Source organism: Streptococcus sp. 5905, assembly GCF_013276505.1.
In the GTDB taxonomy this organism is placed as follows: domain Bacteria; phylum Bacillota; class Bacilli; order Lactobacillales; family Streptococcaceae; genus Streptococcus.
Map to the genome: position 1 here is coordinate 843,160 of NZ_VMLC01000001.1, position 17,143 is coordinate 860,302.

Annotated in this window: 18 protein-coding genes; 3 read left to right on the forward strand and 15 right to left on the reverse strand. The window is 40.2% G+C overall.

The window, feature by feature from the left end; all coding sequences use genetic code 11:
- Positions 1 to 8 precede the first annotated feature (8 nt).
- The 4 genes from HT680_RS04150 to HT680_RS04165 all read right to left on the reverse strand — a co-directional run bounded on the left by HT680_RS04150 (position 9) and on the right by HT680_RS04165 (position 3,814).
- Positions 9 to 638 (reverse strand): amino acid ABC transporter ATP-binding protein, encoded by a 630-nt coding sequence (locus HT680_RS04150; RefSeq protein ID WP_000891749.1) that lies wholly within the window; start codon positions 636 to 638, stop codon positions 9 to 11.
- A gap of 9 nt (positions 639 to 647) precedes the next feature.
- On the reverse strand, positions 648 to 1,289 hold the full coding sequence (locus HT680_RS04155) for an amino acid ABC transporter permease (RefSeq protein WP_038805144.1): 642 nt from the start codon (positions 1,287 to 1,289) through the stop codon (positions 648 to 650).
- Between the two features lie 139 nt (positions 1,290 to 1,428).
- Positions 1,429 to 2,658 (reverse strand): tetratricopeptide repeat protein, encoded by a 1,230-nt coding sequence (locus HT680_RS04160; RefSeq protein WP_173258443.1) that lies wholly within the window; start codon positions 2,656 to 2,658, stop codon positions 1,429 to 1,431.
- Positions 2,648 to 3,814, reverse strand: coding sequence for an AI-2E family transporter (locus HT680_RS04165; protein ID WP_173258445.1), 1,167 nt, complete (start codon positions 3,812 to 3,814; stop codon positions 2,648 to 2,650). The genes HT680_RS04160 and HT680_RS04165 overlap by 11 nt, the downstream gene beginning before the upstream one ends.
- Before the next feature lie 143 nt (positions 3,815 to 3,957).
- Here HT680_RS04165 and HT680_RS04170 point away from each other — a divergent pair, with 143 nt between their 5' ends.
- Complete coding sequence (locus tag HT680_RS04170; RefSeq protein WP_173258447.1) at positions 3,958 to 4,971, forward strand: lactonase family protein; 1,014 nt, start codon at positions 3,958 to 3,960, stop codon at positions 4,969 to 4,971.
- A gap of 34 nt (positions 4,972 to 5,005) precedes the next feature.
- Here the strand turns inward: HT680_RS04170 and HT680_RS04175 are convergent, their stop codons facing one another.
- The 11 genes from HT680_RS04175 to HT680_RS04225 all read right to left on the reverse strand — a co-directional run bounded on the left by HT680_RS04175 (position 5,006) and on the right by HT680_RS04225 (position 14,019).
- The gene (locus tag HT680_RS04175) at positions 5,006 to 5,425 is read right to left on the reverse strand and encodes a F0F1 ATP synthase subunit epsilon (protein ID WP_000068036.1); all 420 of its coding nucleotides are present in this window, start codon (positions 5,423 to 5,425) and stop codon (positions 5,006 to 5,008) included.
- A gap of 10 nt (positions 5,426 to 5,435) precedes the next feature.
- The gene (gene atpD, locus HT680_RS04180) at positions 5,436 to 6,842 is read right to left on the reverse strand and encodes a F0F1 ATP synthase subunit beta (RefSeq protein WP_173258449.1); all 1,407 of its coding nucleotides are present in this window, start codon (positions 6,840 to 6,842) and stop codon (positions 5,436 to 5,438) included.
- An 85-nt stretch (positions 6,843 to 6,927) separates the two neighbouring features.
- Positions 6,928 to 7,806 (reverse strand): F0F1 ATP synthase subunit gamma, encoded by an 879-nt coding sequence (locus HT680_RS04185; RefSeq protein WP_173258451.1) that lies wholly within the window; start codon positions 7,804 to 7,806, stop codon positions 6,928 to 6,930.
- A gap of 15 nt (positions 7,807 to 7,821) precedes the next feature.
- On the reverse strand, positions 7,822 to 9,327 hold the full coding sequence (atpA, locus tag HT680_RS04190; protein ID WP_173258454.1) for a F0F1 ATP synthase subunit alpha: 1,506 nt from the start codon (positions 9,325 to 9,327) through the stop codon (positions 7,822 to 7,824).
- Between the two features lie 14 nt (positions 9,328 to 9,341).
- Positions 9,342 to 9,878: a F0F1 ATP synthase subunit delta gene (locus tag HT680_RS04195; RefSeq protein ID WP_173258455.1), complete on the reverse strand. Its 537-nt coding sequence runs from the start codon at positions 9,876 to 9,878 to the stop codon at positions 9,342 to 9,344.
- Positions 9,878 to 10,372, reverse strand: coding sequence for a F0F1 ATP synthase subunit B (atpF, locus tag HT680_RS04200; protein ID WP_173258457.1), 495 nt, complete (start codon positions 10,370 to 10,372; stop codon positions 9,878 to 9,880). Before atpF ends, HT680_RS04195 begins: the two co-directional genes overlap by 1 nt.
- 13 nt (positions 10,373 to 10,385) lie before the next feature.
- Positions 10,386 to 11,102: a F0F1 ATP synthase subunit A gene (gene atpB, locus HT680_RS04205; RefSeq protein WP_125847345.1), complete on the reverse strand. Its 717-nt coding sequence runs from the start codon at positions 11,100 to 11,102 to the stop codon at positions 10,386 to 10,388.
- 34 nt (positions 11,103 to 11,136) lie between these two features.
- Positions 11,137 to 11,337, reverse strand: coding sequence for a F0F1 ATP synthase subunit C (locus HT680_RS04210; protein WP_001054555.1), 201 nt, complete (start codon positions 11,335 to 11,337; stop codon positions 11,137 to 11,139).
- A 233-nt stretch (positions 11,338 to 11,570) separates the two neighbouring features.
- Positions 11,571 to 11,882, reverse strand: coding sequence for a CHY zinc finger protein (locus HT680_RS04215; RefSeq protein WP_173258459.1), 312 nt, complete (start codon positions 11,880 to 11,882; stop codon positions 11,571 to 11,573).
- A gap of 14 nt (positions 11,883 to 11,896) precedes the next feature.
- A complete protein-coding gene (locus HT680_RS04220; RefSeq protein ID WP_173258461.1) occupies positions 11,897 to 13,183 on the reverse strand; it encodes a U32 family peptidase in 1,287 nt (428 codons plus the stop codon).
- 137 nt (positions 13,184 to 13,320) lie between these two features.
- A complete protein-coding gene (locus tag HT680_RS04225) occupies positions 13,321 to 14,019 on the reverse strand; it encodes a GntR family transcriptional regulator (protein WP_084946139.1) in 699 nt (232 codons plus the stop codon).
- Between the two features lie 140 nt (positions 14,020 to 14,159).
- On the opposite strand from HT680_RS04225, the gene guaA reads away from it, so the two are divergent.
- Both guaA and HT680_RS04235 read left to right on the forward strand, forming a co-directional pair.
- Entirely contained in the window at positions 14,160 to 15,722 is a 1,563-nt protein-coding gene (guaA, locus tag HT680_RS04230) for a glutamine-hydrolyzing GMP synthase (RefSeq protein ID WP_173258463.1), read from the forward strand.
- Positions 15,723 to 16,016: 294 nt separating this feature from the next.
- Positions 16,017 to 16,790, forward strand: coding sequence for a class I SAM-dependent methyltransferase (locus tag HT680_RS04235; protein WP_173258464.1), 774 nt, complete (start codon positions 16,017 to 16,019; stop codon positions 16,788 to 16,790).
- Positions 16,791 to 17,143 lie beyond the last annotated feature (353 nt).

Genomic DNA, 17,143 nt, shown 5'->3' on the forward strand with positions numbered 1-17,143 from the left:
TTTTCCTCCTATTTAGGCTCTACTTTTAATAATACATCTGCAATATTTTCAGCGAATTGTAAATCGTGGGTAACCACAATTTGCGTCATCCCAAGTTCCCTATTTTGCAAAATCAGTTTTTCCACTTCCAAGCGTAATTCTGGATCCAAGGCAGAAGTTGGTTCATCGTAACCAATGATTTCTGGGTCAATCATCATGGCACGCGCCAAAGCCACTCGCTGCTTTTGCCCACCTGATAGTGAGAAGGGATAAGCATCTGCGTGCCCTGCTAGTCCTAACTGTTCCAAGAGTCCACGCGCCTTCTTCTCAGCCTCTTCCTGCTTCATTCCCATAGTTTTCACAGGCGATAGGGTCAGATTGTCCAGAACTGATAAATGAGGGAAAAGTTGAAAATCTTGGAAGACAAATCCTAGTAGGTTGCGCTTTTCTAGTTCGTCTAAAGCTAGAGATTCACCGTTATAGTAGATTTCTCCAGAATCGATAGTTTCCAGTCCGGCTAACATACGTAATAAGGTTGTTTTTCCGCCTCCTGATGGACCTACGATTGCCAGGATTTGCTTTTCAGGAATTGATAGGCTGAAATTAGTTAAGATTTGTTTGCCACCAAAGGCCTTGTTGATGTTTCGTAATTCTAACATAGCAACCTCCTATCTATAGTAACTGTACTTCTTCTCAACTTTTTTGGCAAGGATAGTCACAATACCAATCAAAATCAAGTAAATTGCTCCTGCCAAGAACATAGGAATCAGACTGGCATCTCGATTGGCTGCTGTCCGACTAGCCAAAATCAAATCTGAAATCCCTAGAGCATAGACCAAAGAAGTATCCTTGACCAAACTCATGACTTCATTAAATACACTAGGAAGAACAATCTTGGTCACCTGTGGTAAGATAATATAGCGCACTGTGGCAAAAGGGCTAAACTTCAAGACCTTAGCAGCCTCATATTGCCCCTTAGGAATGGTATCAATCCCCCCACGGAAGATTTCAGCAAAGTAAGCCGCATAATTCAAAACAAAGGCAATAATAGCCGCAGGAAGGCGATCCAAACGAATTCCAATATTTGGGAGTACATAATAGATAAAGATCAATTGCAAGAGCAAGGGTGTTCCCCGCATGATCCAGATATAAATGTTAATCAGATAATGGAGGAGCTTCCAATGGACTTGCAAGGCAAAGGCAATCAAAACGCCCAAGGGAATAGAAAAAATCAAGACCAGTGCAAAAACCTGTAAAGTCATGCTTGCACCGCTCAATAAACTCGGTAATATCTCAAACAAATAAGACATACTGCACCTCCTAAAAATTATTGTTCCTATTATAGCATAAATAAACAATTTAGCAAGGTTTTTTTGTAAAAAAATTCTATTTCTTTCAAAAAAACGTATCTGCCAAATTGACGGATACGCTCTTTTAGAGAGATAACTTTTAAAGTGTTTCTAAGAGTTCTTGCATTTGAACATCATCTGGAACGAGTTTTAAATAAGCTTCGGCTTGCACTTTGGCTTCTTCAAAATATCCCAATTCACGTAAGAGATAGCTATACTGCTCCAGAAACTCGGGATTGTCCTTGAGGTCAGACGATAGTTCTTGATAGAGCTCATAGGCCTTATCTAAATCCTCGATTTCCTGATAAGAGCGTGCAATCATCCACTTGGTCAAGAGGTTTTCAGGTTCTTGACTTTGGAAAGCGATAATATCCTCAAACCGCTCTTGTTCCATATAAATGGTTGCGAGACGAAGGAGAATCTCTTCTGTATCTTCTGCATCTTCTTTGGCAGTAAGGAGAAATTGCTCTGCAGCACTAGCATCATGCAATTCATATGAAAACTGTGAGGCTGCTAGCAAGAGCCGAGTTTCAAATGGATTTTTCTCCAAACCTTGTTTAGCGATACGAAGGGCCTCCTCCACCTGATGTTCCTTGTGTAAGGCTTGACTATAGCCATATTCATATCCTTCAAAATCAGGTGAAATAGTATCAATCTGCTTAAAGTAAAGAACAGATTTTTGATACTCTTCTTGGTCAAAGTAAAGACTAGCCAGTTCAAAGGCAGTTTGGTCATCGTATTCTAATTCTAAAGCTTTTTCTAAGAATTCTGTAGCAGCTTCAAACTTACCTAACTGGGCATAAGCGTAGCCGATTCGCTGATAGGTTGAGACACCCGTTTGCTCGTAGATGGAGCGATTGTCTAATTGAGCATAGCCCTGAATGGCTTCCTGATAATTTCCTAACTCACTATCCAACTCAGCCAGACCAAAAACTAATAAGGGATCATCTGAGTATTTTAGGGCTTCCAGTAACTTTTCATGCGCTACATCTGTCAATCCCTCCAACTGATAGAGGTCTGCCTTCAAGGCCAAAGCCGATACATACCAGTCACTTTCAGGTGTGATTTCCTCAAGGTAAGCAAAGGCTTCCTCAACATTGCCATCCTCGCTAGCAATGCTAGCTAAGTTCAGATTCACTTCTGGAAATTCTGTAACGATATGTTGGTAAATTTCTTTTGCTTGAGGATAAAAGCCAATTCCCTCTAGATAGCTTGCTAGTTCATAGAGAACCTCACTTGAATCTGTTTCAAGGGCTTTGTGAAAATACTGATCCGCTTTGCTTAAATCCTGTTCATCCAAAGCCTGGAGCATGCGTTGACTATTGTTCACTCTTGATTTCCTCCCCTTCTTCTTCATACAGACCGCTGACTTTTTTATACCAGTTAAAGATAGCTGAGATAACGACCTTGGCAGAGGCATAGACTGGAATTCCCAGTAAGACTCCCCAAATACCAAACATAGATCCTGAAGTTAGGAGAACAAAGAGAACATTGATCGGATGGATGTTCAGTTGACTACCTAAAATAAGTGGAGAAACGAAGCGACCTTCAATCGTTTGTTCAACAATAAAGACAATAATCACTTTCAAAAGCATGACAGGCCCCGCTATTAAGCCCAAAACCAAAGCAGGCAACATCGCTAGAAAACTACCTAGATAAGGTACTAGATTAAGGATACCAGCCGTGATACCCAGAGTCACAGCATATCTGAGACCAATAATCTTAAAGAAGATAATAAACATAATTGCCACGATAATAGCAACTGTAACCTGTCCTCTAACGTAGTTTGACAGCTGTTTATTGACATCCGATAGGACTTCACCCGCAGGTTCTTTTAACTTCGTTGGAATAAACTTAGTCAAATAATCTCGCAAGCCTTTTCCATCGCGCAAGAGATAGAAGAGCATAAAGGGTACGATAATGACCGCTACAATCACCTGAGAAACACTACTGATAAAGGCGCTGACCCAGTTGACGGCTTGAGAAGAAATTTTGCTGGCCCATATCGTTGCTTCTGTAGAAACATTTGCAAGAACCTGCTCCAACTGAGGTCTAAAATCATCTGGCAAGCGTTTGGTTACAAGGTCATTGATAACCATATCAGCATCCTTAAGATATGTCGGTACATTCTTTGCAAAATTTAAGACTTGGCGTTGCAGATTTGGAATAGCGACTGCCAGACCCCAAATGATAAAAAGTCCAATAATGACAAAAACTATACTGATAGCAAGAACGCGATTGATCTTGTGTTTCTCCATCCAGTCAACAATCGGATTGAGGAGATAATAAAGTAAACCAGATAAAATAACTGGCAACATGACAACCCCTAAAAAATCCAAAACGGGTAAAAAGATAAAACTAATCTTACTTAGAATGAAAATGTTTAGCCCCAGTAACAAGGTTACTAAAAATACAGTGATAGCTTTGTTATCTAAAAACCACTTGAAAAACCAAGATAGGCTAAAATGTTTCTCTTTATGTTCCATAAATACATCCTTTCTGTCATTCTCTCATTATACCATTTTTAATTTAAAATAACTCTTATTAAAGTGCTTACATAGATTAAATGAACACTTCCAGACTGTCATTTTGTGGTATAATGAACTTATCATTATTAAGAGGTATGGACATGAAAGAAACTGTTTATTTTGGAACTTATACTCGTCGCTTATCTAAAGGGATTTACAAGGCAGATTTTGATACAGAAACAGGTCAGCTTGCAAATCTTGAACTCTTTGCTGCTGAACCAAGTCCGACCTACCTTGCCTTTGACCAACAACAACACTTATACACCGTAGGGAGTCAGGATGGCTTGGGTGGAATCGCTGCTTACAAGACCGATGGTACTTTGTTAAATCATGTGGTTGAAGAAGGCGCTCCCCATTGTTATGTGGCAGTGGATGAAAAACATAGTCTCGTTTACGGAGCCAATTATCATAAAGGTCAAGTTCTGGTTTATCAGCGTCAAACGGATGGTAGTCTCATCCAAACAGATCTGGATCAGCATAGCGGACAAGGTCCTCATGAAAACCAAACTTCCCCACATGTACACTTTACGGATCTAACACCTGACCAGTATCTCGTCACATGTGATCTAGGCACGGATGAAGTAACGACCTACGATGTTAGCCCAGAAGGAAAACTAAGTAAACTCTACACTTATCACAGCCAAGCTGGAGCAGGTGCTCGCCACATCGTTTTCCATCATCATTATAAGATTGCCTACCTCATTTGCGAACTAAATAGTACCATTGAAGTCTTGATTTACGATGGGGTTGGTGAATTTGAACGCATGCAAGTTATTTCAACCTTACCAGATGGCTATGAGGGATTCAATGCTACTGCAGCTATTCGTCTTTCAAAAGATGGTAAATACCTTTATGCATCCAATCGAGGCCATGATTCCATTGCAGTCTATACGATCCTCTCTGATGGCAGTCTGGAATTATTAGAGATAGTACCAACACATGGACAAAATCCACGTGATTTCGACCTAACTCCTGATCAAGAGTTTCTTATTTCTGTTCACCAAGATTCTGATAATGCAACCGTCTTTAAGCGCAATCCTGAAAGTGGCCGTCTTGCGGAGCTTTCTAACGACTTCCATGTTCCTGAAGCAGTTTGCATCAACTTCCCACATTAAAAAAATGAACTTGAAATTCAAGTTCATTTTTTGATTATAGTTTATTTCCGACATTGATACGGTTAATGGCACGTTGAAGAGCAATCTTAGCGCGTCGTTCTTGGTCGATTAAGTGCTTGTCTTGAGCTTCTTCGATTTCACGTTCAGCGCGAAGTTTCGCACGTTCTGCACGACTGATATCGATATCACGAGCGCGTTCTGCTGAGTCTGCTACGATGGTAATGATGTCATTGGCAATCTCGATAATCCCTCCGTTCACTGCAATCCAGTTCACATGAGTATCATCATCGATTCGTTTTACCTTTACTTCATCAACCGCTAAAACCGCAATCATATTTTCATGTCGTGGCAAGATCCCCATCTCACCATCCAGAGTTCGTACCGATACAAAGCTGGCATGGTGGTCATAGACGAGGCCATCTGGTGTCACGATCTGGACAGTTAACTGAGCCATAGATCACCTCTTAAAATCCCATTTTCTCTGCCTTAGCAATGACGTCTTCGATTGAACCAACTCCACGGAAGGCATCTTCTGGCAAGTGGTCATGTTTACCATCAAGGATTTCCTTGAAACCACGAACTGTTTCTGCTACTGGTACATAAGAACCAGGTTGGCCAGTAAATTGCTCCGCAACGTTGAAGTTTTGTGACAAGAAGAATTGGATACGACGAGCGCGCGCAACCAAGGTCTTTTCTTCATCAGAAAGCTCATCCATACCAAGGATGGCAATGATATCTTGCAATTCATGGTAACGTTGAAGGACACGCTTGACTTCAGCAGCAACTGCATAGTGCTCCTCTCCAACAATCTCAGGAGAAAGAGCTCGAGAGCTTGAAGCCAGAGGGTCAACGGCTGGATAAATCCCCAATTGTACCAACTTACGCTCCAAGTTGGTCGTTGAATCCAAGTGAGCGAAGGCTGTTGCTGGCGCTGGATCAGTATAGTCATCCGCTGGCACATAGATAGCCTGGATAGAGGTTACAGAACCTTTCTTAGTTGATGTGATACGTTCTTGTAATTGACCCATTTCCGTAGCAAGTGTTGGTTGGTAACCAACGGCTGAAGGCATCCGACCCAAAAGGGCAGATACTTCTGAACCAGCCTGAGTGAAACGGAAAATATTATCGATAAAGAGAAGCACATCTTGGCCTTCTACATCACGGAAGTATTCGGCGATTGTCAAACCAGTAAGGGCAACACGCATACGTGCTCCTGGTGGCTCATTCATCTGACCAAATACCATGGCTGTTTTCTCGATAACGCCTGATTCTTTCATTTCCCAGTAAAGGTCATTCCCTTCACGAGTACGTTCCCCAACACCGGTAAATACTGAAATACCACCGTGTTCTTGGGCAATGTTGTGAATCAATTCTTGGATCAAGACAGTTTTACCAACTCCGGCACCACCGAAAAGTCCGACTTTCCCACCTTTAAGGTAAGGGGCAAGAAGGTCGATAACCTTAATCCCTGTTTCCAAGATTTCAGATGAGGTAGACAATTCATCAAAAGTTGGAGCTTTCTTATGAATTGGCTGACGCTCAGCGTCTTCAGCGAAAGGAGCATCCAAGTCAATGGTATCTCCCAAAACATTGAAGACACGTCCCAAAGTTTCTTTACCCACTGGTACAGAGATTGGACGACCTGTGTCCAAAACTTCCATTCCACGAGTCAAACCATCTGTTGATTCCATGGCGATAGTACGGACCATACCATCACCCAACTCCAAGGCTACTTCAAGGACGATTTTTGTTTTTCTTTCGTCATTTTTGTAGACGACAAGTGCATTGTTAATCTCAGGAAGTGTTTCCCCTGCTGCAAACAAGACGTCTACAACGGGTCCGATAACCTGAGCAATTTTACCTGAACTCATCTCCTTCTCCTATTCTATATAAGATACTGTCGGTTCCTAGTTCTCCTAGGGCCTAAGTTCATTTTGATACGTACAGGGTAGAGCCTTATTCTAAGGCACTAGCCCCCGCTACGATTTCTGTAATTTCTTGTGTAATCGCCGCCTGTCTGGCACGGTTATACTGGATTGTCAAATCATTAATGACCTTCTTAGCATTATCAGTCGCTGTTTGCATGGCTGTCATACCTGCAGCATTTTCAGCTGTCTTGGCATCGATAATAGCCCCGTAAATCATACTTTCGGCATACTGTGGCAACAACTGCTCTAGAATCTCATCACGGCTCGTTTCTAACTCAAAGGTCAAGCTATACTCTTCATCCGCTTCATTTGGATCCAAGTCAACAATCGGAAGCATTTGTTCCACACGCATTTGACTTGTAAGAGTATTAACATGATGGTTGTAGCAGACGTACAATTCATCAAAAAGTTCGTTTTGGTACATCTCAATCGTTTTTGAAATAATTTTACGAACTTCATCAAAACTAGGTTGATCTGCCAAACCACGTAATTCATAGATTGGTTGAATACCACGAGCCTTAAAGAAATCAGCTCCCATACCACCAATACAGATTATCTCAAAATCTTTACCATCTGGATGGTATTCTTCTTTCAACTCCATAACGGCTTTAAGGATGGAAGCATTATAACCTCCAACCAAGCCACGATCTGAAGTGATGACAATATAGCCTGTCTTTTTGACTGGACGACTAATCAACATAGGGTTGGTTGAACCACCAGCTCCATTTCCATGAAGGATATCTGTCAATAGTTTACGAACCTTTTGAGCGTAAATTTGAAAGTTACGAGCTGCTTCTTCAGAGCGGCCTAACTTAGCCGCTGACACCATTTGCATGGCATTAGTGATTTGACTCGTATTTTTGGTTGAGGCGATTTTTGTTTTAATATCATTTAGAGATACTGCCATCTGACACCTCTATTCTTATTGGAAGCTGGATTGATTGAGAAACTCTGTAATCGCAGCATCCAAGACTGCTTCTTCTGGCAAGTCTTTTGTTTCACGAATGGTTTCCAAAATCTCTGGATGTTGTGCATCAAAGAAATCATGGAACTCTTCCTCAAAACGAACAATGTCATTCACTGGAACTGTATCCAAGAATCCGTGTGTCAAAGCATACAGAATGGTTACTTGTTTCTCAACAGGCAAAGGCTTGTGAACTGGTTGTTTCAATACTTCTACCGTACGACGTCCACGGTTTAACTTAGCCTGTGTTGCTGCATCCAAGTCAGAACCAAACTTAGTGAAAGCTTCCAACTCACGGTATGAAGCAAGGTCGATACGGAGTGTACCAGCAACTTTCTTCATGGCTTTGATTTGTGCCGAACCCCCTACACGGGATACAGATGAACCCGCATCAATGGCTGGACGAATACCCGCATTGAAAAGACCATCACCAAGGAAAATTTGTCCATCTGTAATTGAAATTACGTTGGTTGCGATATAGGCAGAGATATCTCCTGCTTGCGTTTCGATAAATGGTAGGGCTGTGATTGAACCACCACCAAGCTCGTCAGAAACTTTAGCTGAGCGCTCAAGCAAACGGCTGTGGAGGTAGAAAACATCCCCTGGGAAGGCTTCACGACCTGGTGGACGACGAAGTAAGAGGGAAAGCTCACGATAAGCTACCGCTTGTTTTGAGAGATCATCATAAACAATCAAAACATGCTTGCCTTGGTACATAAACTCTTCTGCCATAGCAACCCCAGCATAAGGAGCTAGGAAGAGCAACGGAGAAGGCTGTGATGCAGAGGCTGTCACAACGATTGTGTAGTCCAAGGCACCGTACTGACGAAGTGTTTCTACTTGTGTACGAACGGTTGATTCTTTTTGTCCAATTGCAACATAGATACAGATCATATCTTGACCTTTTTGGTTCAAGATGGTATCGATCGCAATGGTTGTTTTCCCAGTCTGACGGTCACCGATGATCAACTCACGCTGACCACGACCAATCGGTACAAGGGCATCAATAGCTTTCAAACCTGTTTGCAATGGTTCTGATACAGACTTACGCTCCATAACACCAGGAGCTGGTGCTTCTACTGGACGAGTCTTGTCAGTATGGATTTCTCCGAGACCGTCAACTGGACGACCAAGTGGATCCACAACACGTCCAATCAAGTTATCACCGACAGGAACTTCCATGATTTTACCAGTGCGGCGGATTGTATCGCCTTCACGGATATCAGTAAATTCACCAAGGATGATAATCCCAACGTCTGTTGATTCCAAGTTTTGAGCCATACCATAAGAGCCATTTTCAAAAATCAAGAGCTCTCCGCTCATGGCATTTTCAAGACCATGAGCACGCGCAATACCGTCCCCGATATAGGTTACAACACCTGTTTCAGTCACATCAAAATTGGGTTTGAAATTTTCAATTTGTTGCTTAATTAAAGCGCTGATTTCTTGTGCGTTAATTGCCAAAAGAACACCACTTTCTATTTCAAATTTTCCTTAACAACTTTAAGTTGTTGTTTAATACTCACATCAATTGTCTTGTGATTGGCGATAATGACAAAACCACCGATTAAACTATCATCGATTTCTTCTTTAATGCTACGCACTTTTAAAGACATCTTTTTTTCTATAATAGGAAGTAGACGTTCTTTCTGCTCGTCAGTCAGTGGATGAGCAGAAAGAATTGTTACTTCAAAACGATTCGTCTCTCTCTCAAGACGGTTTAAACAATCTACAATCACATCATAAAAAAGATTTGATCGATGATTGTACAACAGAACTTGAATGAAGTTTTGTACTAATGGTGATGCAGAGTCTTTGAAGTAACTTACTGTTTTTTCCTTATCAGACTCATCAACATCTACCTGAGCCAAAAAAGAAGGTAAGTCTGTTTCTTCAGCAACTTGTTTGATTTGAGTCAAGTCTGAAAAGATACGGTCTTCTTCTCCTTTTTCAATCACCAACTGGACAAAAGGCATGCTGTATTTTTCAATTACCTTTACTGTCTTTTTGTCCATTAAGCTTCTCCTAGCTGATCAATATACTGATCAATGAGTTCTTTGTGGGCATGACCATCAAGATTTTGTGAGATAATTTTTCCAGCTAAACTTACTGTTAAATCTGCTACCTCGCCCTTAACACTTTGCAAAGCTTCTGCTTTATTTTGTGCAATTTCTTGGTTTGCTTTATCTTTTAAGCGTCCAGCTTCAAGCTTGGCTTCTGCTAGGATATCAGCTTTACTTTTCTCAGCTGTTTCCTTTGCATTATCAATGATGGTCTTAGCTTCCTTACGACTTCCAGCCAATTCATCTTCACGCTTTTGAGCAAGAGTTTCTGCCTTTTGACGAGCTTGTTCAGCTCCATCAATATCAGCAGCGATTTTTTCAGCCCGTTCTTCGAAGATACTTGTCAAGTTTGACCATGCGAATTTTTTGACTAAGACGATCAAAAGGATAAAGGAGCCAGCAATTAAAATAAAGTTACCAATTAATTCACCTACTGTTACGTGCATCAGTTACTCCTTTCTACTCTTCTTCATCATTTATTTTATGTCCCAAATACATAGAAGACAATACTGTGAACACATAAGCCTGTACACAGGAGATGAACACAGAAAATGCCGTCCAGACAAGATTGGTAACAAATGCGACTGGATACCAATACAGTGCCTGATGAGAAAGAATAATTAGCAAGCTTGCCATCACTTCTCCGGCAAAGATATTCCCAAACACCCGCAAAGCAAGTGATAAGAAATTCGTGACTTCTTCAAGGAGATTCATCGGAGTCATAAAACCTGGGGTTACAAAACCTTTCAGATATTGTTTAACACCACGGCGACGAATCCCTTCAATATGGGTCATCAGGATAATTCCAAATGACAAGGCCAAGTCAAACTGGAGATTTGCTGTTGGCGAAGTCCAAAGGTTTGTCCCATCTGTAGTTTGAAGTTTTGCCATCAAACCAAGATTATTTGCGATGACCATAAAAAGAAACAAACACAAATAAAAGAGTGAGTAATCTTTCATGTACCGTGAACCTACGTTAGGTTCTGTAAAACCGACTACAAAGTCGTAGAGATACTCTAGTACATTTTGCTTCCCCTTGGGTTTGACAGTCATGTTGCGACTTGCCCAATAGATAAAGCCAAAAATAACTGCCACAGACAACAAGGTCAAGGCTGTTAAGGTTAAATCAAAGGTAACAGGACCAATATTGATGGTTGGATTGATACTTTCTTCCATCTAAAATCCTCCCTTTTCCAATTTATACTTCTTTTTATTTGATGATAAATGAAAAGACAAGAGTTACAAAGAAAGTTCCTTCGATAAAGGCAATCCCCATGATCATCAAACTACGCAATTGAGGGATGATATCAGGTTGGCGAGCTGCTGATTTAAACAAACCGTTCATCAACATACCTTCTGCAAGGGATACCCCCATACAGGCAAGACATAGACCAAAAAATGTTAAATTCATAATGAATTCTCCTTTTATTTAATTTTTACTTACTTAGTTTAGTCCTAAAATTTTGATTTGTCAACTTTTTACTAATGTTGAAAGCGTTTCAGATGATTTATTTCTAATTTTACTATTTTTAGTACTATTATATAGAAAATTTTTTCCTTTAATTGTGAGAAAATCCGTATTTTTACTAATTTTTCTGAAATAAAATGAAAGACCCAAGCTTAAAAACTTGGATCTATTTTTGTCTATTTGAAATAAAATGAATGATGAAGTTTGCAACCGGGATTAAATGGAGATGAGCAGAATGGACAAGCTATCTGTTTTTGATATTCTTGAAATGTCATAGTCCTCTTACAAGCCCCACATAAAATCGGTCGATCCTCAGAAAGCGCTAAGGGGTAGGGAGAAAATAAATGTGTCTCCATCGCATTGTGACACTGATAGCATGCATAGTATTTCTTGCATTCATAACACTGGAGGGAAACGATATCCTTTACACTATGATAATGAACACACCTACTTTCATCATCTACCAATAAACCTTGTGCTTGAATCATTCCCTTTTCCTTATCTAGGCACGAACTGTGACACTTGTTCCGTCTTCCTTATAGAGATTGATAAGACCTTCCTTGAGAGCGCGAACCATGTCCCCTGCTTGAACAGGTTGTGGAACCTTAATGGTCAAAAGTTCCATTGGATTTGGAGCGCGGTCGATTTTATTTCCTTTAGAATCATGAAGATCTTCAATATAGGTTTCAAAATGACGGAAACCTGGGCCGTAAAACTCAACTTGGTCACCTTCGTTGATTACATTCCGTTGACGAATGGTTGCCGTTTGAGTCGCATCATCATACGCAACCACTTCAGCGACAAACTTGTATTCAGGGATTTTACGACGTGCACCAAACAACTGTTCATTTTCTGTCGGTGTACCGTAGTAGAAACCTGTTGCCAATTCACGTTGGGCAACCTTCCACATCTCATCCACCAAGTCTTGTTTGATGGCTTCAAATTTCTCAGGACTTTCAAGGTATGCATCCACAGCCGCCTTGTAACAGTTGGTCACAGTTGAAACATAGTGAATAGACTTCATACGACCTTCAATCTTGAGACTGTCTACACCGTTTTCGATCATATCTGGAATATGGTCAATCATAGACATGTCAACGGCTGACATTGAAAATTCTTCTGGAATTTCACCTTTAAGACTCTTACGTTCTTGACCAAAAGGCATGTCGTAGAGGTCGTATTTCCAACGACAAGACTGAGAACAACCACCACGGTTGGCATCACGCATACTCATGTGGTTTGAAAGCGTACAGCGTCCTGAGTAGGAAATACACATAGCTCCATGGACAAAGGCTTCGATTTCAACGTCTGTACGTTTGCGAATCTCTGCTAATTCTTCCATTGAAACTTCACGAGCCAAGACCACACGGGTCAAACCAAGTTCTTTCCAGAACTCTAGAGTTTCATAGTTGGTCGCACTGGCTTGGGTTGAAAGGTGGATTTCAAGACCTGGTGCTTCTGTTGCTGCAATCATAATCAAGGCCGGATCTGACACGATAACTGCCGCAATCCCGATGTCACGCAACTTACGGAACCATTCTCCAGCACCAGCTTCGTTTCCTTCGTGCATAACCATGTTAGCAGCCACATAGACCTTGGCACCATACTTAGCAGCGAACTGTACACCTTCTTCCATCTGTTCAAAGGTGAAGTTTCCAGCACGGCTACGAAGACCATAAGCTTGTCCACCGATGAAGACTGCGTCCGCACCATATTGAACAGCTACTTTCAGTTTTTCTAAAGTCCCTGCAGGTGAAAGAACCTCAGGACGTTTTAATGTTTTTGTCATTTTTTCTCCTATTTGCAATATAAAAGTTTGACGTTTTTCCTTCCCATTTTATAGTAAATAATAGATAAAATCAAGCCTAGACAGATTGTTTTGACAATTCTAATCTTTTAAGAAAACAAAAAACTAGCCTTTCTAGACTAGTTATTTTCAAGATAAAATTCAAAGCGTTCGCCCACGTATTGACTCTTTACATACTCGAAAGCCGTCCCATCTTCAAGATAAGAGACCTGAGTCAAGGCTAAAATGGCATGCCCTTTTTCAACTTCCAGATAGTGAGCTATCTTTTCCTTAGCCAATCTCGCATAAATGGTCTGTTGGGATTTGCCAATTCGGTAACCATGTTCCTGCAAGGTTTGAAAGAAGTGACTAGTTACCTCTTCTTTTTTGAAGTCCTTAATAAATTTCTCAGGTATAGACGCTACTTCATAGACTAACGGAACTTGATCAGCATAACGTACCCGTTCCATACGGATGATATTTTCAGTTGGTGAAATGCCTAGCTTTGCCACTTCCTGCTCGTTGGGAATGGTTCTTCTATAAGAAATGAGTTGACTGGAAGGAACTTTCCCCTGAGATTTGACAATCTCCGTAAAACTGGTCGTCCCCCGCATTTTTTCTTGGACCCGAGTACTAGAAACAAAGGTTCCACTTCCTACACGACGCTCCAAAACTCCTTCCTCAACCAAGAGAGAGATAGCTTGTCGCAAGGTCATCCGACTAACCTGAAACTGTTCCGCTAAATCTCGCTCACTTGGAAGTCTCTCTCCGATTTTCCAATGATGCTCATCTATATCCTTCTTTATCTGGTCATGGATTTTCATATAAGCTGGTAACATGATTTTCACTTCTTTTCTATATTTTCTCTATTGTACCGTATTTGCTAAGAAAAAGTCAAACTTTGTCTTGTTTAGTTGGTAATTCACCCCTATTTGTGATAAAATATTGAAAAAGGTATTTCTTTTGAGAAAGGAAAAAGATGAGCAACATTTCAACTGATTTGCAAGATGTCGAAAAAATCATCGTGCTGGACTATGGTAGCCAATACAACCAGCTGATTTCACGCCGTATTCGTGAAATTGGTGTTTTTTCAGAGCTAAAAAGTCACAAAATCTCAGCTGCAGAGGTTCGTGCGATTAACCCTGTAGGAATCATCCTCTCTGGTGGACCAAACTCTGTATACGAAGATGGTTCATTTGATATTGACCCAGAAATCTTCGAACTTGGTATTCCAATTTTGGGAATCTGCTATGGTATGCAACTTCTTACTCACAAACTTGGAGGTAAGGTTGTACCTGCGGGTGATGCTGGAAACCGCGAGTACGGGCAATCCCCACTTACTCATACTACTTCTGCCCTCTTTGAAGGAACTCCTGAAGAACAGATTGTTTTGATGAGCCACGGTGATGCTGTTACAGAAATTCCTGCTGACTTTATTCGTACAGGTACTTCTGCTGACTGTCCTTACGCAGCCATTGAAAATCCCGATAAACATATCTATGGTATCCAATTCCACCCAGAGGTTCGCCATTCTGTATACGGAAATGATATTCTTCGCAACTTTGCCCTTAACATCTGTAAAGCTAAGGGTGATTGGTCAATGGACAACTTTATCGATATGCAGATCAAGAAAATCCGTGAAACTGTAGGTGACAAGCGTGTTCTTCTCGGCCTATCAGGTGGTGTTGACTCTTCTGTTGTTGGAGTTCTTCTTCAAAAAGCAATCGGTGATCAATTGATCTGTATCTTTGTAGACCACGGTCTTCTCCGTAAGGGAGAGGCTGACCAAGTTATGGACATGCTTGGTGGTAAGTTTGGTTTGAATATCGTCAAAGCAGATGCTGCAAAACGTTTCCTTGACAAACTTGCCGGCGTTTCTGACCCTGAACAAAAACGTAAAATCATCGGTAACGAGTTTGTTTATGTCTTTGATGACGAAGCAAGCAAGCTAAAAGATGTGAAATTCCTTGCCCAAGGAACGCTTTACACTGACGTGATTGAGTCTGGAACTGATACAGCTCAAACCATCAAATCACACCACAATGTTGGTGGTCTTCCAGAAGACATGCAGTTTGAATTGATTGAACCATTGAACACTCTTTATAAAGACGAAGTCCGTGCCCTCGGTACAGAGCTTGGTATGCCAGACCACATCGTATGGCGCCAACCATTCCCAGGACCAGGTCTTGCGATCCGTGTCATGGGTGAAATCACTGAAGAAAAACTAGAAACTGTTCGTGAGTCGGATGCCATCCTTCGTGAAGAAATCGCCAAAGCTGGTCTTGACCGCGATATTTGGCAATACTTCACTGTCAACACAGGCGTTCGTTCAGTCGGTGTTATGGGTGATGGTCGTACTTATGACTACACAATCGCCATTCGTGCCATCACTTCTATCGATGGTATGACAGCTGATTTTGCCAAGATCCCTTGGGAAGTCCTTCAAAAGATTTCAGTACGAATCGTAAATGAAGTGGATCACGTTAACCGTATCGTCTACGATATTACAAGTAAACCACCCGCAACCGTTGAGTGGGAATAGAGTTAATGAGCTAAAAAAGCCCTAGAAATCAATATTTCTAAGGCTTTTTATTTTGCTTTAACAACAAATACTAAAATTCTTCCTCTAAACTATACTCAGCTTTTATACGTTGGAGAATATGTGGTAAACTGAGTCATAGTAATAAATCTCTTTCTAGTAATGTGTTATAACTCTACTATATGTGTTATAACTCTACTATAACGGATTTATTCCTTTTTGTATTTATACAACTTATTTTACGCTACCTTTATTTTTGTGATATAATGTCAAATTATAAAGTGGAGGTAATTTAAAATGATTAATAGAGTAATTGAACAATATGAAAAACAAGATAATCTTGACATTAGAGTAAAACTACATAAGAAGTATTCAAAAAATAAATTGGGCTTTAATAATTGGATTTTTTCTAACTACCAAATTACTGATGAAATTAACGTTCTAGAATTGGGATGCGGCACAGGAGAACTGTGGAAAAGTAATCTTGATTCTATAGACAAGATGAAGCAATTGGTAATTACGGATTTTTCTAGTGACATGGTAGAAACTACTAGGGCAGTGATTGGAAATAGAGACAATGTCAACTATGAAATAATGGATATCCAAAATGTTTCTTTTGAGAAAGAAACGTTTGATATTGTTATTGCTAATATGCTTCTACATCATGTAAATAACATTCCTAAAGCTCTCTCTGAAGTGAATAGAGTTTTAAAAAACGGGGGCATTTTTTATTGTGCTACATTTGGTGAAAATGGAGTTGTAGATTATTTGGCAAGCTTATTTAAAGATGAGGTTGTTCAAGATTTAGAAAATAAAACTTTTACTTTACAAAATGGAAAGACTTATTTAAATAGGCATTTTGACACTGTGGAAAAATTAATTTATGATGACGAGCTACAGGTAACAAGTATAGACGATCTAGTTCAATATATTCAATCCTTGAAAGGAATTTCAGAAATAGGTTCACTAGAAGAGGGAATTATTCGTAAAAGATTGGAAAGGGAGTTTAATAATGGTGTGTTAGTCATTCCTAAAGAATATGGCATGTTTATAGCTCGAAAAGAAAATTAAGGGAACTAAATTGTGAAACATTAAAGAGAGCTTTTCGATATTTTAGAAAATTAATCGGATATTCTTTAAGCATGCTGTAGCTGATTCTATATCAAAATCTCAACTTTTTAGATTTGAAAGGGAGAAAATGAAATTTCTATTTCAACATTTTTTGAATTATTAGGAATCAAAAGTTTAATCAGATCGACCTCATTAGTCAGACAAAACTTTAGATCGAATCTTTTTAATATACTGATTGTAATTAAATTTACTCTTTCTGATATTATTATCACTCACCACTACTTTTCCAGCCATTCTGGTTACTTCTTCTCTCATAGCATTTGCTTTTAAATTGGAGTATCTTCCGAGACTCC